The organism is uncultured Martelella sp. (assembly GCF_963677965.2).
In the GTDB taxonomy this organism is placed as follows: Bacteria; Pseudomonadota; Alphaproteobacteria; order Rhizobiales; family Rhizobiaceae; genus Martelella; species Martelella mangrovi.
Genome location: NZ_OY782683.2, coordinates 53926 through 79262, shown reverse-complemented (window position 1 = coordinate 79262; position 25337 = coordinate 53926). Strand labels below are relative to the sequence as shown.

The 25337-nt window shown below is 60.4% G+C and carries 21 protein-coding genes and 1 pseudogene; 14 read left to right on the top strand and 8 right to left on the bottom strand.

Translation table 11 applies throughout. The features are described 5' to 3' along the window. From ACHZCU_RS21430 to ACHZCU_RS21410, 5 genes are all read right to left on the bottom strand, one after another. The gene (locus ACHZCU_RS21430; RefSeq protein WP_319520645.1) at positions 1-1578 is read right to left on the bottom strand and encodes a gamma-glutamyltransferase; all 1578 of its coding nucleotides are present in this window, start codon (positions 1576-1578) and stop codon (positions 1-3) included. Then, on the bottom strand, positions 1575-3233 hold the full coding sequence (locus ACHZCU_RS21425) for an ABC transporter ATP-binding protein (protein WP_319520644.1): 1659 nt from the start codon (positions 3231-3233) through the stop codon (positions 1575-1577). The genes ACHZCU_RS21430 and ACHZCU_RS21425 overlap by 4 nt, the downstream gene beginning before the upstream one ends. Beyond that, complete coding sequence (locus ACHZCU_RS21420; RefSeq protein ID WP_319520643.1) at positions 3233-4138, bottom strand: ABC transporter permease; 906 nt, start codon at positions 4136-4138, stop codon at positions 3233-3235. Before ACHZCU_RS21420 ends, ACHZCU_RS21425 begins: the two co-directional genes overlap by 1 nt. 19 nt (positions 4139-4157) lie before the next feature. Beyond that, positions 4158-5078 (bottom strand): ABC transporter permease, encoded by a 921-nt coding sequence (locus tag ACHZCU_RS21415; RefSeq protein WP_319520642.1) that lies wholly within the window; start codon positions 5076-5078, stop codon positions 4158-4160. A gap of 78 nt (positions 5079-5156) precedes the next feature. After that, on the bottom strand, positions 5157-6668 hold the full coding sequence (locus tag ACHZCU_RS21410) for an ABC transporter substrate-binding protein (protein WP_319520641.1): 1512 nt from the start codon (positions 6666-6668) through the stop codon (positions 5157-5159). A gap of 95 nt (positions 6669-6763) precedes the next feature. Between ACHZCU_RS21410 and ACHZCU_RS21405 the strand changes: the two genes are divergently transcribed. Next, positions 6764-7441: a GntR family transcriptional regulator gene (locus ACHZCU_RS21405; RefSeq protein WP_319520640.1), complete on the top strand. Its 678-nt coding sequence runs from the start codon at positions 6764-6766 to the stop codon at positions 7439-7441. Between the two features lie 35 nt (positions 7442-7476). On the opposite strand, the gene ACHZCU_RS21400 is transcribed toward ACHZCU_RS21405, so the two are convergent. After that, positions 7477-8496 carry a 1-aminocyclopropane-1-carboxylate deaminase gene (locus tag ACHZCU_RS21400; RefSeq protein WP_319520639.1) on the bottom strand — a complete coding sequence of 340 codons (1020 nt, stop codon included), beginning with the start codon at positions 8494-8496 and terminating at the stop codon, positions 7477-7479. A gap of 139 nt (positions 8497-8635) precedes the next feature. Here ACHZCU_RS21400 and ACHZCU_RS21395 point away from each other — a divergent pair, with 139 nt between their 5' ends. Next, positions 8636-9112 (top strand): Lrp/AsnC ligand binding domain-containing protein, encoded by a 477-nt coding sequence (locus ACHZCU_RS21395; RefSeq protein ID WP_319520638.1) that lies wholly within the window; start codon positions 8636-8638, stop codon positions 9110-9112. Positions 9113-9134: 22 nt separating this feature from the next. On the opposite strand, the gene ACHZCU_RS21390 is transcribed toward ACHZCU_RS21395, so the two are convergent. Further along, on the bottom strand, positions 9135-10307 hold the full coding sequence (locus tag ACHZCU_RS21390) for an MFS transporter (protein WP_319520637.1): 1173 nt from the start codon (positions 10305-10307) through the stop codon (positions 9135-9137). A 386-nt stretch (positions 10308-10693) separates the two neighbouring features. Here ACHZCU_RS21390 and ACHZCU_RS21385 point away from each other — a divergent pair, with 386 nt between their 5' ends. From ACHZCU_RS21385 to ACHZCU_RS21330, 12 genes and pseudogenes are all read left to right on the top strand, one after another. Next, positions 10694-11365, top strand: a complete 672-nt coding sequence (locus ACHZCU_RS21385; RefSeq protein ID WP_319520636.1) for an XRE family transcriptional regulator — start codon at positions 10694-10696, stop codon at positions 11363-11365. Positions 11366-11393: 28 nt separating this feature from the next. Continuing rightward, a complete protein-coding gene (locus ACHZCU_RS21380) occupies positions 11394-12998 on the top strand; it encodes an ABC transporter substrate-binding protein (protein WP_319520635.1) in 1605 nt (534 codons plus the stop codon). A gap of 140 nt (positions 12999-13138) precedes the next feature. Then, complete coding sequence (locus ACHZCU_RS21375; protein ID WP_319520634.1) at positions 13139-14164, top strand: ABC transporter permease; 1026 nt, start codon at positions 13139-13141, stop codon at positions 14162-14164. Continuing rightward, positions 14161-14994, top strand: coding sequence for an ABC transporter permease (locus ACHZCU_RS21370; RefSeq protein ID WP_319520633.1), 834 nt, complete (start codon positions 14161-14163; stop codon positions 14992-14994). The genes ACHZCU_RS21375 and ACHZCU_RS21370 overlap by 4 nt, the downstream gene beginning before the upstream one ends. Then, positions 14991-15881 carry an ABC transporter ATP-binding protein gene (locus tag ACHZCU_RS21365; RefSeq protein ID WP_319520632.1) on the top strand — a complete coding sequence of 297 codons (891 nt, stop codon included), beginning with the start codon at positions 14991-14993 and terminating at the stop codon, positions 15879-15881. Before ACHZCU_RS21370 ends, ACHZCU_RS21365 begins: the two co-directional genes overlap by 4 nt. Continuing rightward, positions 15878-16332, top strand: a pseudogene (locus tag ACHZCU_RS21360) (ATP-binding cassette domain-containing protein); the annotation flags it as partial. The gene ACHZCU_RS21365 and the pseudogene ACHZCU_RS21360, both read left to right, overlap by 4 nt. A gap of 39 nt (positions 16333-16371) precedes the next feature. Beyond that, positions 16372-16686: an ABC transporter ATP-binding protein gene (locus tag ACHZCU_RS21355; RefSeq protein ID WP_319520630.1), complete on the top strand. Its 315-nt coding sequence runs from the start codon at positions 16372-16374 to the stop codon at positions 16684-16686. Next, positions 16673-17167: a GAF domain-containing protein gene (locus ACHZCU_RS21350; protein ID WP_319520629.1), complete on the top strand. Its 495-nt coding sequence runs from the start codon at positions 16673-16675 to the stop codon at positions 17165-17167. Before ACHZCU_RS21355 ends, ACHZCU_RS21350 begins: the two co-directional genes overlap by 14 nt. Continuing rightward, on the top strand, positions 17164-19248 hold the full coding sequence (locus ACHZCU_RS21345; RefSeq protein ID WP_319520628.1) for a hydantoinase/oxoprolinase family protein: 2085 nt from the start codon (positions 17164-17166) through the stop codon (positions 19246-19248). The genes ACHZCU_RS21350 and ACHZCU_RS21345 overlap by 4 nt, the downstream gene beginning before the upstream one ends. Beyond that, on the top strand, positions 19248-20915 hold the full coding sequence (locus ACHZCU_RS21340; protein WP_319520627.1) for a hydantoinase B/oxoprolinase family protein: 1668 nt from the start codon (positions 19248-19250) through the stop codon (positions 20913-20915). The genes ACHZCU_RS21345 and ACHZCU_RS21340 overlap by 1 nt, the downstream gene beginning before the upstream one ends. Positions 20916-21076: 161 nt before the next feature. Beyond that, on the top strand, positions 21077-22354 hold the full coding sequence (locus tag ACHZCU_RS21335; protein WP_319520626.1) for an anaerobic sulfatase maturase: 1278 nt from the start codon (positions 21077-21079) through the stop codon (positions 22352-22354). A gap of 518 nt (positions 22355-22872) precedes the next feature. After that, the gene (locus tag ACHZCU_RS21330; protein ID WP_319520625.1) at positions 22873-24657 is read left to right on the top strand and encodes an arylsulfatase; all 1785 of its coding nucleotides are present in this window, start codon (positions 22873-22875) and stop codon (positions 24655-24657) included. Between the two features lie 47 nt (positions 24658-24704). Here the strand turns inward: ACHZCU_RS21330 and ACHZCU_RS21325 are convergent, their stop codons facing one another. Continuing rightward, the gene (locus ACHZCU_RS21325; protein ID WP_319520624.1) at positions 24705-25295 is read right to left on the bottom strand and encodes a TetR/AcrR family transcriptional regulator; all 591 of its coding nucleotides are present in this window, start codon (positions 25293-25295) and stop codon (positions 24705-24707) included. Between the last annotated feature and the right edge of the window lie 42 nt (positions 25296-25337).

The window sequence follows — 25337 nt, the reverse complement described above, 5'->3', positions numbered from 1 at the left end:
TTATTCATCCGGTTCGGCCACGCCATCGCCCCAGGGCGAGAAGGTTTCCGTCGTGCCGGAATTGACGGTGCCTTCGCGCATCACCCCGGCGGGGCAGGCGAAAGCGTAGGGGAAGGGGGTTCTCTGTGCAGTCATGACCGGCCCGGTTGCGGCAAGCGCATCGGTCACCGCGCCCGTCAGACGTTCATCGGCAACGGTCTGATCGCCGCCGGAAACGTCGATGCGCGGCGCTTCGATCGCGTCCTGCATGCTCATGCCGTAATCCATCAGGAACGAGGCGATCTGGCCGACGGCGGGCATGATCTTGCGCCCGCCCGAGGCACCGAGGGCAAAGCGCTTTTCTCCGGTCTCGCCGATGACGGGGCAGACATTCATCAGGCAGCGTTTTCCGGGGCCGAGCGAATTGGGTTTGCCGGGCTCGGGGTCGAACCACATGATGCCGTTGTTGAGCAGCAGCCCGGTTGCGGGCGAGAGCGTGCGCGAGCCGAAGATCGACAGCAGCGTCTGCGTCATCGCCACCATATTGCCGTTGCGGTCGACGATGGAAAAATGCGTGGTGCAGCCCGGCGCGCGCGGGCTTTCGTGGTCGCCCATGGTGGCGAGCCGTTCGGCGTAGGCATCGCGGTAAGCGGCGGCAATCGCGGTAAAGCTGGTTGCATCGGGCGCATCCGCCGGCGTGTAGGCCTGCTGCCATTTCGCCATGGCGGCGGCCAGCGTCGGCCCGGCGGTCATTTCCGGCACGGCCCACAGATTGCCGGAACGATAGGGGATGTTCAGCGGTTCCTGCCACTCCGCCCGGTAGGCGGCAAGATCGTCTGCCGTCAGGAAACCGCCCTTTTCGGTCACATCCTTCACGAGCGCATCGGCGATGTCGCCCCGGTAGAAATCCTCCGCACCCGCATGGGCCAGATGTTCCAGCGTTTCGGCCATTTTCGTCTGGTCGAGGCGAACGTCCGAAAGCGCCGTCCAGCCGAAAATCTTCGGCCATTGCCCCTCTTCCAGAAAAAGCGCCGCCGCATCCGCATCTTCAGCCAGGTCGCGCGCCGAAGAGGCGATGATGAGCGCGGCATACCAGTCGACAAGCAGGCCCTCGCGGGCAAAGCCGATGGCCGGGCGGAGGAGGTCGGCCCAGCGCATCTTTCCGAAACGCCGGTGCATTTCGCCAGCACCTGCGACAGTGCCCGGAACAGCGACGGATGATGCCCCGGTGACGTTGCGGTCTTCGACAACCGCCTCCCACGGGAAAAGATCGGAGGCCTTGCCGGTTCCGGCCAGCGGATAGAAGGCGGGATCAAGCGAGGCCGACGAGCGCATGCCGTAATTCAGCGCATACGCCTTGCCCTCATCCGCTCGCCACAGCATCATCGCCCCGCCGCCTGCGGGCCCGGACATCCACGGTTCAAGCACGCCGATTGCAAAGCTGACGGCAACGGCGGCATCGACCGCATCGCCGCCATCGGCCAGAACACGGGCGCCCGCCTCGGCAGCGCGGACATGCTGGGCGGCGACCACGCCCTTGCCGTCAACGGTGACGCCCGGCTTGCGGACCGTCTGCGAGCGCGAGAATGAGCCGCTCATGCCAACCCTCCGGCCAGAAGATCGGGCGGCGGCAGTTTGGAAATATCCGGCACCTGCCAGGCCTTGCCCGGCTGCGCGGCCAGAAGTTTTTGCGTATAAGGGTGTTTCGGCGCGCCGAAAACATCGTCCACGCTGCCGCGTTCAACGATCCTGCCCTGTTGCATGACAATCAGATTGTCGCAGATCTGGGCGGCGACCCGCAGGTCGTGGGTGATGAACAGCACCGTCAGGCCCATCTTGTCGCGAATTTCCTTCAACAGCAGCAGCACTTCCTTCTGCACCGACACATCGAGCGCGGAAACCGCCTCGTCGGCAATCAGCACTTTCGGCTCCACCATCAGCGCGCGGGCAATGCAGATGCGCTGGCGCTGGCCGCCGGAAAACTGCGCCGGATAGCGGTTCAGCGCATCGGGTTCGAGCCGGACGATGCGCATCAGTTCACGCGCGCGCTCGAAGGCAACCGACCGGCGCACGCCGAAATTGACCGGCCCCTCGACAAGCTGATCGCCGATGGTGCGGCGCGGATTGAGCGATCCATAAGGGTCCTGAAAGACGATCTGGATTTCCTTGCGGTAGGGGTGCAGACCGCGCCGGGAATAGACGGCGATATTATTGCCCCGGACCAGAACCGAACCGTCATCCGGGTCTTCAAGCCGGATCATGCATTTGACCAGCGTCGACTTGCCGGAACCGCTTTCACCGACAATGCCGAGCGTCTCGCCCTCGCGGACGGAAAATTCGATGTCCTTGCAGGCGTGGACCTCGCGCGCCGGTTTGAACATGGTCTTCTTCGTGCGATAGGTTTTCTGAAGGCCGGCGACCGTCAGGACGGTCGGCTTTTTGGCAAGGCCCCGGTCTTCTTCCGCCGCCCGGCGCGGCACGGCGTCGATCAGCTTGCGCGTATAGGGGTGGCGCGGGCGGTTCAGCACCTCTTCCGCCGGTCCCTGCTCAACGATGCGCCCGTGCTGCATGACGATCACCTTGTCGGCAATTTCCGCCACGACATCGAAATCATGGGTGACGAACATGATCCCGGCCGAATGTTTCTCGCGCAGTTCCTTGAAGAGATGGAGGATCTGCGCCTGTGTCGACAAGTCCAGCGCCGTCGTCGGTTCATCGGCGATCAGCAGGGCCGGGTCCAGCGCCAGCGCCATGGCGATGACGATGCGTTGGCGCTGACCGCCGGAAAGCTGATGCGGATAGGAGGCATAGATGCGCTCCGGCTCCGGCAGTTGCACCTCCTCCAGAAGCCGGATCGTGCGGGCCTTGCGCTCGGCCGCGCCAAGGGCGGTGTGCTGCTCGAACATCTCCTCGATCTGGTTGCCGACGGTGTAGCAGGGATTGAGCGCGCTCATCGGCTCCTGAAACACCATCGCCATGCGCTTGCCGCGCAGCCGGGCATGTTCGGCCGGTGACAGCTTCAGCACATCACGGCCGTCGAAGACGACTTCGCCGGAGGACGGCTTCAGCGCTTTCGGCAAAAGCCCCATCGTCGTGAAGGAGGTGATCGATTTGCCCGAGCCGCTCTCGCCGACAATGCAGACGATCTCGCGCGGGTGGATATCGAGTGTCAGATTTTCGACGGCGTGGGGGCGGTCGCTTCCCTCGGGAAGATCGATGGTCAGGTCGCGGATCGCCAGAATGGGATTGCTCATCAGTTTCGGCCCTCCGGTGCGGTGACATCGCGAATGCCGTCACCCAGCATGTTGATCGACAGAACCAGCAGGAAAAGCGCGATGCCGGGAATGGTGATCATCCATGGTTCGAACAGCAGCATTTCCTTGCCTTCCGAAATCATCAGACCCCAGGATGGCGTCGGCGGCTGAACCCCGAGCCCGAGAAAGCTGAGCGCGGCTTCCAGAATGATCGCATGCGCCATTTCCAGGGTGAAGATGACGATCAGGTGGTTCATCACATTCGGCAGAATGTCCTTCACCAGCATGCGCGGCAGCGAAGCGCCGAGAATTTCGGCTGCGGCCACATATTCCAGCTTGCGCACCTGCATGGTGGCCGAGCGCAGGACAACGGCAAACCGGTCCCACAGCAACAGGCCAAGCACCGAGACGACCACAACCAGAGAGCCGCCGAAAAGCGACACGACCGCCAGCGCCACCAGCACGACAGGCATGGCCAGCCGGACATTGATGAGAAAGGTCACCACGAGGTCGACCTTACCGCCGAAGAACCCGGCGGTAACCCCCAGAACCGTGCCGATGATCGCGGAAATGGTCGCGGCAATCAGACCGATCATCAGCGAGATGCGGGCGCCATAGAGAAGCCGCGTCAGAAAATCCCGGCCCAGCGCATCGGTTCCGAGAAGGTGTTTGGAGGTCCCGCCCAGAAAGACCGGCGGCTTCATGCGCGCCAGGAGGTCCTGCTTGTAGGGCGAATAGTCCGTCAGAAACGGCGCGAAGATGGCGATCAGAGCGATGACAAGCATCGTTGCCATTCCGAAAAGCAGGCCCTTGTGCCGCAGCGCCCGGCGAAGCATTGCCTGACGCGGGCTGCGGGGTTTTCTGTTGACGGCGGGCGGGGCCTTGATGGCGTTGGCTTCAGTCATTTTGTTTTCGCCTCCGGTTTCAGCCGCCGACCCGCAGGCGGGGATCCATCCATGCGTTCAGGATGTCGGCCAGGAAGGTGAAGGAAATGTAGAACATCGAGAAAATCAGGATCAGCGCCTGCATCGTCGGCAGATCATTGCGCGAGATCGATTCCCAGGCGAGGAAACCTGCGCCGTGCAGGGCGAAAATGCTTTCCACCACCACGGAACCGCCGAGCATGAAACCCATCTGCACCGCCGCAAGACTGATGACGGGAATGACGGCGTTGCGCAGCGCATGCTTGAACAGCACCTTGCGGGTGGAAAGCCCCTTGGCGCGGGCCGTGCGGATATAGTCGGAGCTCAGAACCTCCAGCATGCCCGCCCGCGTCAGCCGCATGATCGCCGGCGTCGCGTAGTAACCGAGCACCACGGTCGGCAGGATGAAGTTCTGCCAGTGATCGGACCCCGAGGCGGGAACAAGCCCGAGCCGAATGGAGAAGATGACGATCAGGATGAGGCCGAACCAGAAGGACGGAATTGCCTGACCGACCACAGAGATGAAAAGGGCGGCCCGGTCTACGAGCGAATTGGGTTTCACCGCCGCGGCTACCCCCATCGGGATTGCCAGAAGAAGGGCAAAGCTGATGGCCAGAAAACCCAGCGTCATGGTGACATGCAACCGGTCGGCGATCAGCTCGGTCACCGGCAGATTGAAATACCAGGATTGCCCGAGATCGCCGGAGGCCGCCTTTGACAGCCAGTCCCAGTACTGCACGATCATCGGCCGGTCGAACCCGTATTGCTGGGTGATCATGGCGATGGTGTCGCTGTCGGCATTTTCGCCGGCAATGGCGATTGCCGGATCGCCGGCCATATAAAGAAGGCTGAAGCTGATGGCGGAAACGGTGAGCGCCACGGCGACCGCCAGCCCGAGCCGTTTCAGAACGAAAATATACATACCGTTTTCCCGACCGCTCGAAAAATGCGGGCAGAGCCCGGCCGGAAGGGCCGGGATCTGCATGCTGTTTCCGTCAGATCAATTCCACGAGAAGTCGTAGAAGCGGACAAGCTCGTCGTCGGTGGGCTTGAAGCTCATGTCCGGGTCCATGACGTAGTTCACATTGTAGGTGAACAGCGGAACCCAGTAGGCCTCGTCGATGATCTTCGTCAGCGCCTTTTTATAAAGGTCGGTGCGCGCGGCCTTGTCGTTGGTGGAATCGCCTTCCTCAAGCCATTCGATCACGTCCGGGTCGCGGGCATCGTCCTGCGGCCCGCCGGTGAAGAATTCCGCCGTGCTTGCCGAAGCGTCCGCCACCGAATTCGAACCCCAGGTCAGGAATGCCATCGGCACTTCACCTTTCCGGTGAAGCTCGCGCAGGGCCGAATACTGCATGTAGTTGAAATTGGTGCTGATGCCGACTTCGCTTAAGAAACCGGTAATCGCTTCGGCATAGGGCCTGTTCCGGTAGGCGTAGAAATCGATCGTGAAGCCGTCGGGATAGCCAGCCTCGGCAAGCAGTTCCTTCGCCTTTTCAGGATCGTAGTCATAGGTCGGCAGGTCCTGTGCGCAGGCAAACTGCGCCGGCGAGCAGGCGCTGTCGATGACCGTGGACGAGCCCTTCACCAGAGCGTCGACAATGGCCTGACGGTCAATGGCGTGATAAATCGCCTGACGGACCTTGGTCTTGGTCATCGGGCCGTCCGGGTCAGCGCGTCCTGCAGCGTCCATGGTGATATAGCCGATCCGCATGGCCGGTGCGTTGACGACGTTGTAATTGCCGGTCGCGTCCAGCTTTTCGGCCTGATCGGCCGGGACGTTCCAGAGGAAGTCCAGCGTGCCGTTGAAGAACTCGGCAATCTGGGTATTCACGTCGGGAATGGTGCGGATATCGACCGTCTCCACGCCCGGCTTGCCCTTCGGGCCGTCGTGATAGTCTTCGAATGCCTCGAGAACGAAATGCTTGCCGGGATCGACTTCGGTCACCTTGAACGGACCGGTGCCAACGGGTTTGAGACCCATGCCGCTCGGGCCGGCTTCGGCATAATATTCATTGGGATACATCGCCAGCGGGCCGGAGAGATATTCCTCGGCTGCCGGGAACGGCGCCTTGGCAATGATGCGGACCGTGTAATCGTCAATCTTTTCGGCGTGGTCGATCCAGGCCGCGTTCGAGACGTTCTTGACGCCATTGTCGGGGTTGGTGATGTAGTCGATCGTGTAGACCACATCATCGGCGTTGAAGGGCTCGCCATTGTGGAAGGTGACGCCTTCGCGCAGCTTGAATTCCAGGGTCACGTCATCGACCCATTCCCATTCGGTCGCGAGATTGCCCTCGTATTCGCCGGTCTCGGGATTGCGGTACAAAAGACCGTCCCATACCGAATAGTTCAGCAACAGGCCTTCACGCGCCGTGTTGAAATAGACATCGGCCGTCTCAAGCTCTTTTCCGAACGCCATGTTGACGGAATTGTCGTCCTTGCCGGCAAATGCGGCAGATGAGGCCGTCAGGAAGACAGCCGTGCTCAAAAGCAGGGAAGATAGTTTCATTGGTTTGTCCTCTGGTGGTCTGACTTTTTATTGTATTCAGTTCCGTTTTTTTGTATACAAAATGATGCACTGCACAATGTCAAACAGAAAATATCATGACCGCCAAATCGAAGACCGCATCGCGCATCTGCGCCGAAATCGAGCAACGCATCGCGATGGGGCGCTATCAGGACGGCGAAAAACTCAATGAAGTGGCACTGGCAACCGAGCTGAATGTCTCGCGCACACCGCTGCGGGAAGCCTTCCAGATTCTCAATGCCAGTTTCCTCGTGGAGCTGATCCCCAACCGCGGCGCTTTCGTCCGCCGCCCGTCGATGGTCCGACTGGTGGAAATGTTCGAGGTCATGGCCGAGCTCGAGGCCTGGTGCGTGAAGCTGGCAACCCGGCGGATCACGCCGGCGCAACGGCTTTTTCTGCGCGAGGCCGCCCAGGGCTGCGAAAAGGCCCTGAAGCAGGAAAGACCCGACCTCTATTACAAGGCCAACAACCGCCTTCACGGCATGTTTTACGAGGCCTCAGGCAACAGCGTGCTTGCCGAGGAAGCAGGGCGGATGCACCAGAGGCTGCGGCCGTTCCGCCGCCACCAGCTCGACGTCAAGGGCCGGCTTGCCAAGTCGATGCGCGAACATGCGGAAATTCTGGAAGCGATGGACAATGGCGACGCCGAACTTGCCGCCGAACGCATGCGCCGGCATATCAACACGCTGGGCGCCACCTATGACGAATATATTTCGACCCTGGAAGCAATGTCGCAGGCCGGAGCCGGCGACTGAAGCCCCGCAGGGCCCAATCGCCGAGACGCTCGGCATCAGCCGTCCTTATAGTAGTAGCTGTAACCGTTCAGCGCCGGCGCACCGCCGAGATGGGCATAAAGCACCTTGGAACCTTCCGGGAAGAAGCCTTTCTTCGTCAGGTCGATCAGGCCCTGCATGGATTTGCCCTCGTAGACCGGATCGGTCATCATCGCTTCCGTGCGGGCGGCAAGACGGATGGCTTCATTGGTTTCCTCGGACGGAACGCCGTAGGCCGGATAGGCATAATCTTCGTTGATGACGATTTCATCGTCGCGCACCGTGCGGCCGAGGCCGACGAGCTCCGCCGTGTTGTCGACGATCGAGCGCACCTGTGCGCGGGTCTGTTCGGGCGTGGCCGAACCATCGATGCCGATCACCCGGTCGGCGCGATCCTGTGCGGCAAAGCCGACGATCATGCCACCCTGTGTCGAGCCGGTGACCACGCAGACGACGATATAGTCGAACTTGAAGCCCAGCGCCTTTTCCTGCTCGGCCACTTCCTCGGCAAAGCCGATATAGCCGAGCGCGCCGTATTTGTGCACCGAAGCGCCGGCGGGAATCGGGTAGGGCTTGCCGCCGGCATCCTTCACCGACTGGATGGCGTTTTCCCAGCTCTGGCGGATGCCGATATCGAAACCGTCATCGACGAGGCGCGAATCCGCACCCATCAGCCGCGTCATCAGGATATTGCCGACACGGTCATAGACTGCATCATAATGGGGGACCCATTTTTCCTGCACCACAACGCATTTCATCCCGATCTTGGCCGCCGTCGCGGCGACCATGCGCGTATGATTGGACTGCACGCCGCCGATCGAGACCAGCGTATCGGCGCCCTCGGCAATCGCATCGGGCACGATATATTCAAGCTTGCGCAGCTTGTTGCCGCCCATGGCAAGACCGGAATTGCAGTCCTCCCGCTTGGCATAGATGTCGACCTTGCCGCCCAGCGCCTCGGTCAGACGCGGCAGATGCTCGATCGGCGTCGGACCGAACGTCAGCGGATAACGTTCGAATTTTTCCAGCAATGACATGAAATTCTCCAGCAGATGAAACTGGCTGGATAGTAGAGATCGAATTGTGAAATGTACTCTCGAATTTCAGCAAAAATAATGATTAAATATCGGTAAAAGAAAGAAAATTTATCCGATACATCCATAAAGAACGATCATTATGAAAGATTCCACCACAGCCGATCTGGATCGCATCGATCTGAAAATTCTGCGCATCCTGCAAAGCGAGGGCCGCCTGACCAATGCCGAACTTGCAGAACGCGTCAATGTCAGTGCGGCCACCTGTCACCGCCGGGTGCAGAGGCTTTTTGACGAACATTACATCAAGGGTTTCAGAGCCCAGATCGCCCCCGAAAAGGTCAGGCTCGGCGCGCTGGTCATGGTCGGCGTTGTTCTGGACCGCTCCACGCCGCAGAGTTTCGCGACCTTCGAGGACGCGGTTCGCAAGGTAAAGGCCGTTCTCGACTGCAACCTCGTCGCCGGCGATTTCGATTACCTTTTGAAGGTGCGCGTGCGCGATATGGCGGATTTCAACAGGCTGCACGGCGAAAAGCTGATCGCCCTGCCGGGCGTCCGGCAGACGCGAACCTTCTTTGTAATGAAGGAAGTCATCGACAACGCCCCGCTGGAGTTCTGAACCGCCGGCGGGGCCTGTCTGTTCAGGCGGGTTTCATCACCCGATGCCTTGCCAGCAGGGCACCAAGACCGATCATGACGATGACGGAAGCGGCAACCGGCACGGCCGCATAGCCGAACCCCACGCCGATGACTGCACCGCCGACGGCGGCCCCCACGGCATTGCCGAAATTGAAAGCGGCGATATTCATCGACGCGGCGAGGCTCGGCGCATCGGCGGCGGCATGCATGGCGCGCAGCTGCAGCGCCGGCGTGCAGGTGAAGGCCGCGATCGCCCAGGCCATGAAGCCGATGATGACGGTGACGGTCGACCCCGTCGTCAGCGGAATGGCAAGCGTTGTGAGCGCCAGAGCCGTGAGCGCCAGGGCGGCGCCTTTTTCCAGCGACCAGTCGGCCAGCCTGCCGCCAACCCAGTTGCCGAAGGTCAGTCCCATCCCGATCAGCATCAGCGTCAGTATGACGAGGGGACCGGAAGCGCCGGCAAGGTTCTGGAGGATGGGCGTGACATAGGTGTAGACGGCAAAGAAGCCGCCGGCGAACAGGACGGTGCTGGCAAGCGTCATCAGCACCTGCGGGCGGATCAGGATGGCCAGTTCACGTTTCGCATCCGGCCGTTTTCCCGGTTCGCCCTGCGGTATCGCCAGCGCCAGCGCGACAAGGGCGATGATGCCAAGGATGACCGTGACGACGAATGCCATCCGCCAGCCGATGGTCTCGCCCATCCACGCAGACGCAGGCACGCCGCCGATATTGGCGATGCTGAGCCCCATGAACATGGTCGCAAGGGCGCTGGCGCGCCGTTCGGGCGCCACCACGCTTGTGGCGGCGACGGCGCCGAAGCCGAAAAATGCACCCTGACACAGGCTGGTGATAATCCGGCCGGCCATCAGCGACCAATATTCCGGCGCTATCGCGGAAAGCAGATTGCCGACAATATAGATCGCCATGGTCGCCAGAAGCGCGCGCCGCTGGCCAAAGCGCGCCAGAAACAGGGTGACGAACGGCGCGCTGATCATCACGCCGACGGCATAGGCCGTGACCAACTGACCTGCCGCCGGAATGGACACATCAATGCCGGCAGCAATCGAAGGCAGCATGCCCATGGGCGCGAATTCCGTGGTGCCGATGGCGAATGCGCCAAGCCCGATGGCGAGCAGCGTGAGGCCGGGCGAACCGGCAGATTTCACTTGCGTCATAGTTTCCCGCTCCGTGCGGTCTTGCCCTTCAGTGATGGAAGATCAGCAGCCGGAAAGGCATGCGCGCGCGACCGGACAGATGCAGGACTGTCTGAATATCGGGGAGAGATCAGTCGGCAGGAAGCTGCTTATCATCAAGTTCTGAACAGCTATATAAGCGGCATTGCCCGGCGGCAACAGAGCGGTATGCCGACAAGCACTCATGAGCTGTGTTCATAACACTGCGATGCGCGCATCCGACCCATTTCCCAGAGCAGTCTCTATTTTCCGTTTGGCATCTCGCACTGCAGCATGTTTTCGCCTATTTTTTTAACATGACTAAAAAAACGGCTTGACAGATGCCTACTGAATTCATTGAATTGAAGTAATACTAAAAAGGAACGGCAATGACGCCTCCAATGGATGAACCTCAGAGTTCTTCCCCTTCCGCCACTCCGCTCGGGGAAAAGCTGCGCCAGCGCCGCAAGGCGATGAAGCTTACCTTGCAGCAGGTCGCCGACGAGGCAGGCTTTACTGCCGGCTTCATCTCGCAGATCGAACGCGGCATTACCGTGCCATCGCTGACGTCTCTGGTGTCCGTCTGCCGTGTTCTTGATGCCGACATCGGCAGCTTTCTCAGCCAGCCGAAGAATGCCACGCCGATCACGCGTCACAGCGACCGCCGAATCTATGGTCTTTCGGGTGATGACAAAAACGCCGTGCGTTACGAACGGCTGTCGGCATCCTTTCCCGGCAATGTGCTCAGAAGCACGATCATTCATGAACCTCCGGGCTATCGCAGCGAGCCGATGGCGCACGAGGGCGAAGAAATTTTCTACATCATTTCCGGCGCGCTGACGATCGAGATCGAAGGCACGCACACGATATTGGAGGCAGGGGATACCGCGCATTTTCCCTCCACCATGACGCATACGACCTGGAATCACACCACCGGGAACACCGTCATCTTTCACACCTGCACCATGGATGTTTTCGGCGACGGAGATGATCCGGATGCGAGCGACAGAAACCTGATCATCACACGCGCCGCCAAAAGGGCCGACGGAGCCAACGGCTGAAACCAACCGCAACAAGGGGAACGACGATATGAAATTCAAAAGGCATCTCTTCGCTGCCGGTCTCATCGCCGCAACGGCCATGGCCACACCTGTCTTTGCCGAGACCGTGCTGCGCCTGGATGAATCGCCGACCGGTGAGCTCGACCCCGCCAAGGCATCGGACTATGCCGACAGCATCCTGATGTACAATCTCTACGACACGCTGGTGATCCCGAACGAGGGGCAGCCGGGCTTTCAACCGTTCCTCGCAACGGACTGGACGGTCAGCGATGACGGCAAGACCTATACATTCAAACTCCGCGACGACGTCACGTTTCAAAGCGGCAATCCGCTGACCGCAGACGATATTGTCTTTTCGCTCGATCGCATGAAAGCCATCGGGCAGGGGCTCTCCTATCTGTTCGATGTTGTCGACAGTGCTTCTGCAACCGACCCGCAAACGGTGGTCTTCACGCTGAAACAAGCGAACGCGCCTTTCGTCTCAACGCTGGTGCGCCTGCCGATCCTCGATGAAAAGACGGTGCTGGAACAGCTGGACGGCGGCAATGGCACGGATGACATGGGCGACTGGGGCCAGGCCTGGCTTTCGGAACACACTGCCGGATCGGGCGCCTATGCGCTGACATCGCATAATCCGCAGGAAGAGACCGAAATGGTCAAGAACCCGGATTATTTCCTCGGCGTGCCGGCTGCCGCGCCGGACAGGGTGCGTTTCCGTTATGGTCTGGAAGCCGCCACCGTGCGCACGCTGATTGCGCAGGGCGAGCATGACATTTCCTCGCAGTGGCTTCCCCCGGAAGTGCTGAAATCGCTGGCAGACGATGGCGCCCAGCTTCTGCAGGAAAAGGGCACGACCGAGTTTTACATCAAGATGAACACGGCCAAGGCGCCGTTTGATGATCCGGAATGCCGTCTCGCCATGGCCTATGCCTTCGATTACGACACCGGTGTCAAGATGGTTTCGATCACCGATGAAGTCTCGCAGGGTTCACCCTCGACCGGTGCGCTGCCGGTCGGCATGATGGGCGCGCTTGGTGATGATCACGTGATGAAGCAGGACCTGGAAAAGGCCAAGGAACATCTGGCGGCCTGCCAATATCCGGCATCCGACATCAATGTCGATCTGTCATGGATCGGCGAAGTGCCGCTTGAGGAGCGCTTTGCGCTGCTGATGCAGGCCAATCTTTCGCAGATCGGCATCAAATCCACGATCCGCAAGGTTCCGTGGGCGCTGTTCACCGAGCAGGTGACCAAGCCTGAAAACACGCCGGATATCTCGCAGGTGTTCGTCAACACGATCACGGGCGATCCCGATACGCTTCTTTATCCGATGTATGCCTCCTCGGCTGAGGGAACCTGGATGTCACCGGAGCACCTGAACGATCCCAAGGTCGACGAAATGCTTGAAACCGGCCGCGTCGAAAGCGATCCGGAAAAGAGGACGGCGATCTACAAGGAACTGAACGAATATCTCGTCTCGATCGCGCCGACCATCTACGCGCAGGATCAAACCCCGGTATTCGCCGCGTCCGACCGTGTTTCCGTGCCGGCCCTGTCGGATCCTTCCAGGGCTTATGCCCTTGCCGGTTTCGGTTTCAATTTCCGCATGATGGAAATGAAAGACGCGCAGTAAGCATTTCACCTGACAAATGTCCCGCCGGCGGGTGCGCCCCGGCGGGACCCGGCCTCCACGCACCGTTCCGGTTTGTGGAGGCCGAAACAAGCACGAAAGCGTTTCGGGACAGAAGCGCCGGATGGGAAAGCCAATAAAGCATGACTCCGATTGTCCGCCTGCTTCTCCAGCGGATAGGAATTTCCCTCATCGTCCTCGTGGGGGTTTCCTTTCTCATATTCGCCATCGCGCGGGTCATCCCCGGCGATCCGGCCCGTATCGCACTGGGTCCGAACGCGACCCCGGCTGCCGTTGCCGCCTTGCGTGCCCAGCTTCATCTCGATGACAGCTTCCTGACGCAATATGGCTATTTTCTCGGCGGTCTTTTCCACGGCGACCTCGGCATTTCGCTTTATACCAACCGTCCGGTGATCAGAGATATCGCCCAGTTTCTGCCCGCCACGCTGGAACTCGTCATCGTTGCCGGTATCATGATGGTCGGCTTCGGCCTGCCGCTCGGCATCATGGCCGCCCGTCACCGTGGCCGGTTTCTCGATCATCTGACCCGCATCATCGCGCTTCTGACGGTTTCCGCGCCGGGTTTCGTCTGGGCCGTGGTACTGATGCTGGTGTTTGCCTATTTCCTCCCGATCTTTCCGATTGCGGGCCGCATTTCCGACAGTTACGACATTCCGTCAGCCTCCGGCTTTCTGCTGATCGATACGCTGCTCGCCGGCAATTTCGCCGCCTTCGGCAATGCGCTCTGGCATGTCATACTGCCGGCCTTTGCGCTGGCGCTGGCCGGGATCGGCCAGACGGCCCGGCTGATCCGCGCCAATATGGTCGAGACCTATGGCAAACCCTATATCGAAATGGCCGAAGCCTATGGTTTTCCCGAAAGGAAGATCGCCCGCAAATACGCGCTTCGCCCATCGATGATCCCGTCTCTGACCGTGATCGGCCTCGACTTCGCTTCGATGCTCGGCAACGCCTTCCTGATCGAAACGGTTTTCGCCTGGCCGGGCCTTTCGCGCTACGGGGTCGCCGTGATCCTGCGCAAGGATCTGAACGGCATCATCGGCACGGTTCTGGTGATCGCCGCCATGTTTCTGATCGTCAATATCGTCGTCGATCTCATGGTGTCCTTCGTCAACCCACGCATTCGCCTTGCGGAGGGCCGGACATGAAGCGCGCTTTTTTCATTCTCACCCGCAATCCGATGTCGCTTGCAGGCATCATCCTGGTCGGCCTTGTCGTGCTTTCGGCCATCTTCGCCGATGTCATCACGCCGTATCCCGATCACCGCGGCGCCATTGTCGATTTCGTCAACTTCAACAAGCCGCCAAGCGCCGAACACTGGTTCGGCACGGATCTGGTCGGCCGCGATCTCTTTACGCGGGTTATCTACGCCTACCGGGTTTCCCTGATCCTCGGCATTGTCGTTCTGGCGATTTCCGTTCCCGTCGGTGTATCGATGGGCCTTGCCGCCGGTTATCTGGGCCGCAAGACCGAATTCGTCCTGATGCGGATTACCGACGTGTTCCTGTCGATCCCACCGCTGGTGCTGGCGATGTCGGTGATGGGGCTTTTGAAACCGACGCTGATGAACGGCATGATCGCCGTCACCGTGATGTGGTGGCCCTGGTACACGCGACTGATCTACAACATTACCCGCTCGGAGCGGCAGGAAGGCTATGTGCTGGCAGCCGAAGTGCTGGGTGCATCGAAAATGCACATCATGTTCCGCGAGATCCTGCCCAATTGCGTACCGTCGATCCTGACCAAGATGACGCTCGATTTCGGCTTTGTCATCCTGATCGCCTCGTCGCTGTCCTTCCTCGGCCTTGGCGTACAGCCGCCGACACCGGATCTCGGCTCGATGGTCGCCGAAGGCGCGCGTTACCTGCCGGACAGCTGGTGGCTGACCGTTTTTCCCGGCCTTGCCATCCTCGTTGTCGTCTTCGGTTTCAACCTCATCGGCGATGCGCTGCGTGAAATTCTGGGAGTGGGCGAATGAATGACCTGACGCTGAAGCTTACCGACCTGAAGCTCGCTTTCCGTTCATGGTCCGGCACAAACGAAGTTTTGCACGGCATTTCGCTCCACATCCGCAAGGGCGAGCGTGTCGCCCTTGTCGGGGAAAGCGGCTCGGGAAAATCGGTGACCGCGCGCATCGTCCTCGGCATGTTGCAGGAACTTTCCGCCACCCGGGTCTCCGGCGATGTGATTTTCGAGGGCGAGGATATCAACGCCATGAGCGTGAAGAAGCGTCACGCCCTGCGCGGCACGCGCATGTCGATGATCTTTCAGGACCCGACCTCCTCGCTCAATCCGGTCTATCCCATCGGGCAGCAGTTTTTCGAGGTGCTGAAGCGCCGCGACCGCCGGATTACCGCGGTGGATGCATGCAAGAATGCGATTGCGGCTCTGGATGATGTCGCCATCCACGACCCGGAGCGCGTGCTGGATTCCTATGCCTTCCAGCTGTCCGGCGGCATGAACCAGCGCGTCGTGATCGCCATGGCGCTTGCCAACAATCCGGCGCTGCTGCTGGCCGATGAACCGGGCACCGCGCTCGATGTCACCGTGCAGGCCCAGACGCTGAAGCTGATGTCCGCGCTTGTTGCAAAGCATGGCACTTCGGTTCTGTTCATTTCCCACAATCTCGGCGTGGTGCGCGAATTCGCCGATCGGGTCTACGTCATCTACAAGGGCAATATCGTCGAGCAGGGGCCGACGGCTGACCTGTTTGCCGATCCGCGCCACCCCTATACGCGGGCGCTGCTTTCCGCCGTTCCACGCATTTCCGGCGGCGGCATTCCCGATCTTCCAGAAGATATGGACGGGTTTCACGCGCCTCTCATTGCCCATGAAGGCTATAGCGAAGGGGAGCTTCTGAAATGAAACAGCTTTCCGTCTTCAACGTCTCCAAGGATTTCACCGTCGGAACCAGAACCATCCGCGCGCTCGATCATGTGAATTTCGATGTGGAGAAGGGCGAATGCCTTGCCGTGGTCGGCGAGAGCGGTTCGGGAAAATCCACCATCGCCAACATCATTCTCGGCATTCACGACGCCAGCGATGGCGGGATCATCTTCAACGGCCATGAACTGCCGGACAAGCGCGACCGCACGCTGCGCCGCACGATCCAGCTGGTGCAGCAGAACCCGCTTTCCGCGCTCAATCCGCGCCGGTCCATCGGCGCGTCGCTGCGCCTGCCGCTCGATATCCACGATATCGGCCCGAAAGCCGGGCGCAGGGCGCGGGTGGCACAATTGCTGGAAGAGGTGGGACTGCGGCTGATTTTGCAGCGCGCTCGCCCTCCAGCCTTTCGGGCGGCCAGCGCCAGCGCGTGGCGATTGCCCGTGCGCTTGCCTGCGAGCCGGAGCTTCTGGTGCTGGATGAGCCGACGTCGGCGCTTGACGTTCTGGTTCAGGCGCGGGTGCTGAAGCTCCTCAACTCACTGCGCAAGACCCGCAGCCTCACCTACATCTTCATCACCCACGATCTGGCGGTTGCCCGCAATATCGCCGATCGCATGGCCGTTTTCGAGAAAGGACGGCTGCTGGAGGTCGATACGACCGAGGCGATATTCGCCAATCCCGGACATGATTATACCCGACGGCTGATTTCGGCCGTGCCTGTGGTCGGCGAAGACGAGATGGTGCTTCGCCGGCAGATAATGGAGAGCATTGATGACAAGTCCTGACTACAGCGCTTTTACCGCCGCCGTCGCCGACGGCCCGGAGGCCGCCTGCAAGGCGCTGGAAGCTCTGACCAAGGAACTGGTCGGCGTGAAACTGTTCACGCTGATGACGGCCGATACAAACGCCCGCAATTCCGAACGGATTTATTCCAACATGCCGGAAGCCTATCCTGTTTCGGGAACCAAGCCCTATAACGACACCTACTGGTCGGACGTGGCGTTGAAACGCCGCGAGACTTTCGTCGCGAACACGATTGAAGGCATCGCCGAGGTGTTTGACGACCACCGGCTGATCAACGAACTGGGATGCCAGTCCGTCATCAATGTTCCCGTCACCGTCGGCGGCGAGGTCATCGGCACGATCAACTGCCTGCACGAGACGGGATTTTATACGCAGGAGCGCATCGAGGCTGCCGAGGCACTGAAACTGCCGGGCGCCATCTGCATGTTGCTGCACGAACGGGGCAAGGGAGAGCGGACATGAGCAGGAAAACCATTCGCGTCGCCACCGATGTCGGCGGCACATTTACCGATCTCGTCTGCTTCGAAACGGATATTGAAACCGGCGAACAGATGATCACCACGGCAAAATCCGACACCACGCCGCCGAATTTCGAGGAAGGCGTGCTCAACGTCATGAAAAAGGGCAATGTCGACGCCTCTGCCGTCGATTTTCTTGCCCACGGCACCACCGTCGTCATCAACGCCCTGACCGAACGCAAGGGCGTCAAGGTTGGCCTGATCACCACCGAGGGTTTTCGCGATACGCTGGAAATCGCCCGTGGCAACCGCCCGGATTTCTTCAATCTGCACTATCGCAAGCCCGCCCCTTTCGTGCCGCGCTATCTGCGTTTCGAAGTGCCGGGGCGCATGGACTATCATGGCGAAGAGGTCAGGCCGCTCGATCTTTCCGGCCTGCCCGCCATTCTCGATGCGTTCCGGGCCGAAGGCGTGGAAGCGGTTGCGATCTCGTTCCTGCATTCCTATGCCAATCCGGCGCATGAACTGGCAGCGCTTGAAGAGGTCAGGCGGCGGTGGCCCGAGGTCGCGGTGGTTTCCTCGCACCAGATCACCCGTGAATGGCGCGAATATGAGCGCACCAATACGGCCGTGCTTTCCGCCTATGTCCAGCCTGCTGCCGAACGGTATCTGTCCCGCCTTTCCGACGGGCTGACCGCGCAGGGCTTCGACGGCAGCCTCTACATCATGCAGTCGAACTGCGGCGTCGATACGCTGGAATCCGTCTCCAGAATCCCGATCACCATGGTTGAAAGCGGCCCGGCTTCCGGCTTCTGGGGTGCTGCCGAACTCGGGCGGCTGATCGGCGAGCCCAATGTGCTGGCGCTCGATATCGGCGGCACGACCGCCAAATGCGCGCTGATCGAAAACGGTGATGTGAAGATCATGACCGATTACTGGATCGAGCGCGATCAGTCCTCTGCCGGTTATCCGATCATGGTGCCGGTGGTCGATCTGGTGGAAATCGGCAATGGCGGCGGTTCGATCGCCTGGGTCGATGAATTCGCCAAGCTGCATGTCGGCCCGCAATCGGCAGGCGCCATGCCGGGGCCTGCGGCCTATGGCCGTGGCGGCAAAGAGGCCACCACCACCGACGCCAATCTATGGCTCGGCCGTATCAACCGCGATTATTTCTGCGGCGGTTCGGTGGAGGCCGACATGGCGGCGGTGGAAACCGCACTCGCCGAGGTCGGCGAAAAGCTCGGGATCAGCCTTGACGAGGCCGCGCGCGGTATCGTTCGCATCGCCAACAACAACATGGTCAACGCCCTGAAGCTGGTTTCGCTCAACCGTGGCCACGATCCGCGCGACTTTACCCTCGTTGCCTTTGGCGGAGGCGGCGCCATGCATGCGGCAGCGCTTGGCGCCGAACTCGGCGCGAAAAAGGTCGTGATCCCGGCAGGCGCTTCGGTGTTCTCGGCCTGGGGGATGATGATGTCGGACCTCAGGCGAGACTATTTCGTCACCCATCTTGTCGACCTGAAAAGCGATGCGGCACGGGAAATCACCGCCCTGTTCGAGGAAAGCGAAAAGCTGGCGTTTGCCCAGTTTGCCGCCGAGAAGATCGATGCAAACCGTGTCAGGTTCCAGCGTTTCGGCAAGTTCCGCTATCAGAACCAGGAACACACGACCGAGGTTCTGATCGAGGGCGAGATCACCACGGAAGGCATTGCCGCAATCACCGAGGCGTTCCATGCCGCTTATGAGCAGGAATACACCTATCGCCTCGATGCGCCGGTGGAACTGGTCGGCATTCACCTGGTCGCCTCGGCAGAAGTCGGCAAGTTGCAGATGCAGGAAAAGCCCGCAACGGGAACACCGGCTGCAGCAGCACTCAAAGGCAGACGCAAGGTCGATTACGCCCTTGAGGGCGTGCACGCGGCCGATATCTATGATGGCGAAAAGCTGGAACCCGGCATGACCTTCAGCGGGCCGGCGGTGATCGAAGATCCCGGCACGACAGTGGTCATCCACCCCGGCAATCACGTCGAGATCGATGGCTTCGGCAATATCCAGATTGCGCTCGGCGCCGAAGGAGAAGCATGATGACGACAGTCAACGACCCGATCACGCTGGAAATCATCCAGAATTCGCTGCAGGCCGCCGCTGACGAGATGTTTGCGGCGATGCGCAAGACGGCGATGAGTTCGATTATCTACGAAGTGCTCGACATGGGCACCGGCGTGCTTGATGCCAAGGGACAGCTGGCAAGCTCGGGCGCCGGCATTCCCGGCTTTGTCGGCGTGCTCGACAAATCGGTCAAGGTGCTGGCGGAGAAGTTCTCGAAACCCGGCGAAATCGAACCCGGCGATGTCTTCATCACCAATGACCCCTATTATGGCGGCGTCACCCACCTCAACGACCTGATCGTTGCCATGCCGGTCTTTGTCGACGGCACGCTGATCGCCTGGACAGCCAATATCGCCCATAACTCGGATATCGGCGGCATTGCGCCCGGTTCGCTTTCGGCCGACGCCAGGGAGATCTTTCAGGAGGGCCTGCGGCTGCCGGCCATCAAGCTGATTTCGAAGGGCGAGCCGGTCAGACCGGTTTTCGAGATCATCACCGTCAATTCGCGCATGCCCGATTTCATCGAGGGCGACTTGTGGGCGGCAATTGCCTCCGTCAGGATCGGCGCGAAGCGGCTTTCCGAGCTTGCCACGAAATACGGTGTCGAAACCTTTCAGACAGCGGTCGAGAACTTCATAACCGTCGGCGAGCAGATGTCGCTGACCGAGATCGCCAAACTGCCCAAGGGAACGTTCGAACTGACCGAGGAGCAGGATGACGGCCGGTTTTTCAACGTCAAACTGACGATCAGCGACGATGAATTCGTCGTCGATCTGCGTGATAACCCTGAACAGAGCGACGGGCCATTCAACGCCAGCTTCGATGACACGCTGGTCTCCACCCAGGTTGCCTTCAAATCTCTGACGGACCCGGCCCTGAAGGCCAATGAGGGCACATTCCGGCCGGTGAAGCTTTTGACCCGCGAGGGCACGGTGTTTCATGCGAAGGAACCGGCAGCGGTCGGTTTCTATTATGAGGTCGGCATCCGCGTTTACGATCTGATCTGCCGTTGCCTTGCGCCGCATATGGAGGGTGCGATCCCGGCCGGTCACTTCGCCTCGATTGCGGGCACCTTCATCGGCGGCATTCATCCCGATACCGGGCGGCAATACACCATCATCGAACCGCAGATCGGCGGGTGGGGCGCTGAACGCGGCGCCGACGGCAACAGCGCCATCTTCTCCGCCGTGCATGGCGAGACCTTCAACTGCCCGGCCGAAATCTCCGAGGCCCGCAACGGCCTGATCATCGACCGCATGGCGCTGAACCTCGAAGATGGCGGCGAAGGCGAGTTCTGCGGCGGGCGCGGCATCATGCTCGACTATCGCATCCGCCGCGACGACAGCTTCGTGACAATCGGCTACACGCGGGCGAAGATACGGCCATGGGCGCTTGAAGGCGGCAATGAGGGCTCCAACAACTATGCCCTGATCCGCCGCAAGGATGGCGGTGAAGAACGCTATGCCTTCGTCTCCGGCCTGCGCGTCGACAAGGACGATGTCATCCGCATTATCACGGGTGCGGGCGGCGGTTATGGCGATCCGAAGAAACGCGATCCGGCCAAGGTGAAGGCCGATATCAAGAACGGCTTCCTCACGCCCGAACGGGCGGCCGAAGTCTTCGGCCTCCGGGACGAAGGCTGAAGATTGCTGAAGGCGGTCCGGAATGTGGACCGATCCGGCAGGACCCGGGCGATCAGTCAGTATCGCCCGGGTCCTGCCGTTTTATTTTCAGCGCCTTGACAGAAGGACTTGAAAAAACCGGCCGACCGGCAGAACCATGGCGGCGAACAACGGAGGACGCCATGTCGGTAAACCGTGCCGCCGCCCGGCAACCATTTCACCTGATGGCCAAGCCGACGGGATATCAGTGCAATATCGCCTGCGATTACTGCTTCTATCTGGAAAAGGAGACCGGCACCCTCAAGCGGACAAGATACGCGCGCCACATGGATGACGCGACGCTTGAAGCCTATGTGCGTAACTACATTGCCGCCAGTCCGATGCCGGAAGTGGAATTTGCCTGGCAGGGCGGCGAACCGACCATGGCAGGGTTGGACTTCTACAAACGCGCGCTGGACCTGCAGAAAAAACATGCCAACGGCAAGACCATCCGTAATGCCATGCAGACCAACGGCCTGCTGATTGATGACGCCTGGGCCACCTTTCTCGCCGAAAACGACTTCCTCATCGGTCTGTCGATCGACGGGCCGTCTGAACTGCACGATGCGCATCGCAAGGCCCGTAACGGCAAATCGGTTTTCGACAAGGTTCGCAAGAGCCTCGAGCTCCTGAAGAAACACGATGTCGAATACAATATCCTGTCAGTCGTCAACGCGACCACGGCGCAACACCCCGTCGAAATCTACCGCTACCTGACTCGCGAGCTGGGTGCACAGTTCCTGCAATTCATTCCCGCCGTCGAACAGCGCCACAGCGGCGAAACAGCAGGCGAACTGCTCTATCCGCAATCGCGTGAAGCCACTGCGGAAGTGACAGACTGGTCCGTTTCCGGCGAGGATTATGGCCGTTTCATCATCGGCATATTCGATGAGTGGGTCAAACGCGACGTCGGCAAGGTCTATGTCCAGACCTTCGACAGCACGCTGGCCGCCTTTGCCGGTGATGCACCGGCACTCTGCGTGATGCAGCAGCGCTGCGGCCGGAACCTGATCATCGAACAGAACGGCGACATCTATTCCTGCGATCACTATGTCTATCCCGAACACAAGCTCGGCAACATCCGCAAGGACAATCTTGCCGGCCTGGTCGACGGCAGGAAACAGCATGCCTTCGGCCTGATGAAAACGCATCTGCCCCAGGCCTGCGTGACCTGCGACTGGCGTTTCACCTGTCATGGCGGCTGTCCCAAACACCGCATCCACCGGGACGGCAAGCGCTGGCACAACCATCTGTGCGCCGGCTACAAGGCCATGTATGCGCATATGGCCCCCTATATGAATTATATGGCCGAACAGATACGCATCGGCCGGGCCCCGGCAAACATCATGCTGGTCGCCGCCGACATCGCCGCGCGTCAGGAAAGAACCGATCCGCAGCAGGGTCAGCCCGCGACACATTGACGTTGCTTCCGCGCACGATCCTTCCGCTTTGAAACAAAGCCCCCGCCGGCCAGCTGTTTGCAGATACTTGCGCCGCCCGCCGTCGCCCGGCGGCAGGCATGTTTCACCGTCCCGCACGACGCTTCCATCGTGGCTGACGCTGCCATCATGCGCCAGATTCGACTTGACGCCGACACATTATCGATAAAATAATACCTAGTGATCGGTAGATTCTGTGAATGACAAACGATCCGGTCATGTCGTCTCTGCTGTTATCGACGGATCTGGCAGTTTCAGGGAGTGGAGGAGATTCCCGGTACACGATGAAAACCTTCCCGTTGCACATTCCCCGCTGTCTGAAGGTCATGCGAACCCGAATTGCGGTTCTGCCAACGCCGGGTCGGTCCAACGGACGGTCCTTTATCGTCGATGGCGATTTTGTCCGGTTTCAGGCCGCCGGCCTGTCAGGAACATGAACCCGAACACATCACGCTCCGGCGGCATTGCCGGAGCATCCTATCCAATGCGGGAGGCTATACATGCTACCTAAAGACTATCTTTCAAACGTCTACGGCGCGCCGCACACCGCCGGCGGCTGGAGCCCGACGCGGCGCGACGTCGTCAAGCTGATGGGCGCCGGCGCGGCGGCCTCGCTGATCGGCTCGTCGCGGGCCTTTGCCCAGAGCGCAGACGGCAAACAGCCGAACATCGTCATGGTTGTCATCGACGATGCCGGTTTTTCAGATCTCGGCGCTTATGGTTCCGAAATCAAGACCCCGCATATCGATGAACTCGCGACCGGCGGCCTGCGTTACAACCGCTTCGATACCTGCGCCATCTGCTCGCCGACGCGTGCGGCGCTGATGACCGGGCGCAACCCGCAGACGGTCAACATGGACGATCTGCCGGGCAAGGGAGAGGCGCCGCCGATCGACAGCCTCAATGCCCATTCCGGCGAGCTCCCGCTCAATGCCGAAACGGTCGCCGCTGCGCTGCAAAAGACCGGCTATGCCACGTTCGCCCTCGGAAAATGGCACCTTTGCCCGACATACAGCGACGATGACGCGCGCAACAGGCTGTCCTGGCCGCGGCAGCGCGGGTTCGACTATTTCTACGGCTTCCTCAGCGGCCACACGGACCAGTACCACCCGGATCTGGTCGAAAACAACACGGTGCTGCCGACGCCCGACAACCCGGATTATCACCTTTCGGTCGATCTGGTGGACCATGCCATCGACGCGATGCAGCCGGACAAGACCGACAAGCCGAAATTCGTCTATCTCGCCCTTGGCGCCACCCACTCGCCCTATCACGTGCCCGAAGCCTATATCGATGCCTATCGCGGCGCCTATGACAAGGGCTGGGACGAAATCCGCAAGGAACGTTTCGCGCGACAGAAGGACATCGGCATCATCCCCGACAATACGGTTCTGCCGCCGCGCGAGGTTGGCGACGCCGCCTGGGACACGCTCGACGACCAGCACAAACGCGTTTTCGCCCGCTTCATGGAGACCTATGCCGGGTTCATGACCCATACCGACGAACAGATCGGCCGGCTGGTCGATTACCTGAAGGAAACCGGCCAGTACGACAATACGCTGATCATGCTGATCACCGACAATGGTGCGGCCTCCGAAGGCGGTGCGAATGGCGGGTTCTTCACGCCCTATCTGGACAAGACCACGGTGGCGGAGATGGATGCCCATCTCGACGAAGCCGGCAGCCCCTCGACTTACATGCTCTATCCGCGCCCCTGGGCCTATGCCGGCGATACGCCGTTCAGGCGCTACAAGCTGTGGCCCTATGCCGGCGGCGTGCGCACGCCGATGATCGTCTCCTGGCCCGATCATATCGAAGATGCGGGTGCGGTCCGCTCGCAATATGTCAATGTCATCGATCTGGCGCCGACCATTCTGGCCGTTGCCGGCGGCGGCTTCTCAACATCCGTCGACGGTGTCGAACAGCTACCGGTCGCCGGCAAGTCGGCTCTGGAAACCTTCACGTCTTCCGATGCCGCAACGCGCAGCGTCCAGTTCTTCACCATGCGCGGCAACCGGGCGATCACTGACGGCGACTGGCGGGCTGTGGCCATGCACAGGATCGATACCGATTTCGACGAGGATCCGTGGCAGCTCTTCAATGTTGCCGAAGACTTTTCGGAATCTCATGACCTGTCGCAGGAAAACCCCGAAAAGCTGGAAGCGATGAAGGCGCTGTGGTGGGAGGAGGCGAAGAAATACGCCAATCCGCCTTTGGCCGATCCCGTCGAACTGCTCTACAACCTGAACGGCTTCGGCGACGCTTTCGAAAATATCGGCGACTGAACCGCCTGACGACAAGAGCTGGCGCGCCTTGCGCGCTGGCTCCATGTTCAGTCCTTCCCGGTTTCGATGGACCGGATCAGCCGGGTGACATAGGAATCGAAGGATTTCACCATGTCCACCTTGTCCGGCGAACGCAGCCAGGCCACCTGCAGGCCGTCCATGAAGGCGATCACCTCGTTTGCGATCATTTCCGGATCGACACCGGTGGTAATTTCGCCGGCCGCGATGCCGCGGGCGAATGATCCGGCCATGATATCCCGAATGCGGGAAAACCGTTCATCGAACCAATCGGAAGCCGGATGGTTTTCGGTCAGCGCCTCGGCGTTCAGGATCGAGAACACTCGCACGACGCCTGGCATGCCGGCGTTCTTTCTGTTGAGACACTGCAATTGCTCGAGCATGTCCCGCCAGCCGATTGCGGCGCTGTTCGCCGGAATGCCGGAATTGTCATCACGCCATTCCAGGACCTCCAGCAACAGGTCCACCTTGTTGGGGAAATAGTGCAAAAGCCCCGGCAGGGTGAGATCGACGGCCTCGGCGACCGACGCGAATGAGGCGCCGTTAAAGCCGTCACGGGCAAAGATTTCCACAGCGGCGGCGATAATCTCCGTGCGACGACGCTCACCCTTTTTAGACATCTTTTTGTTTTTATTTGCTATTTCGTATTTCAACTTACACTC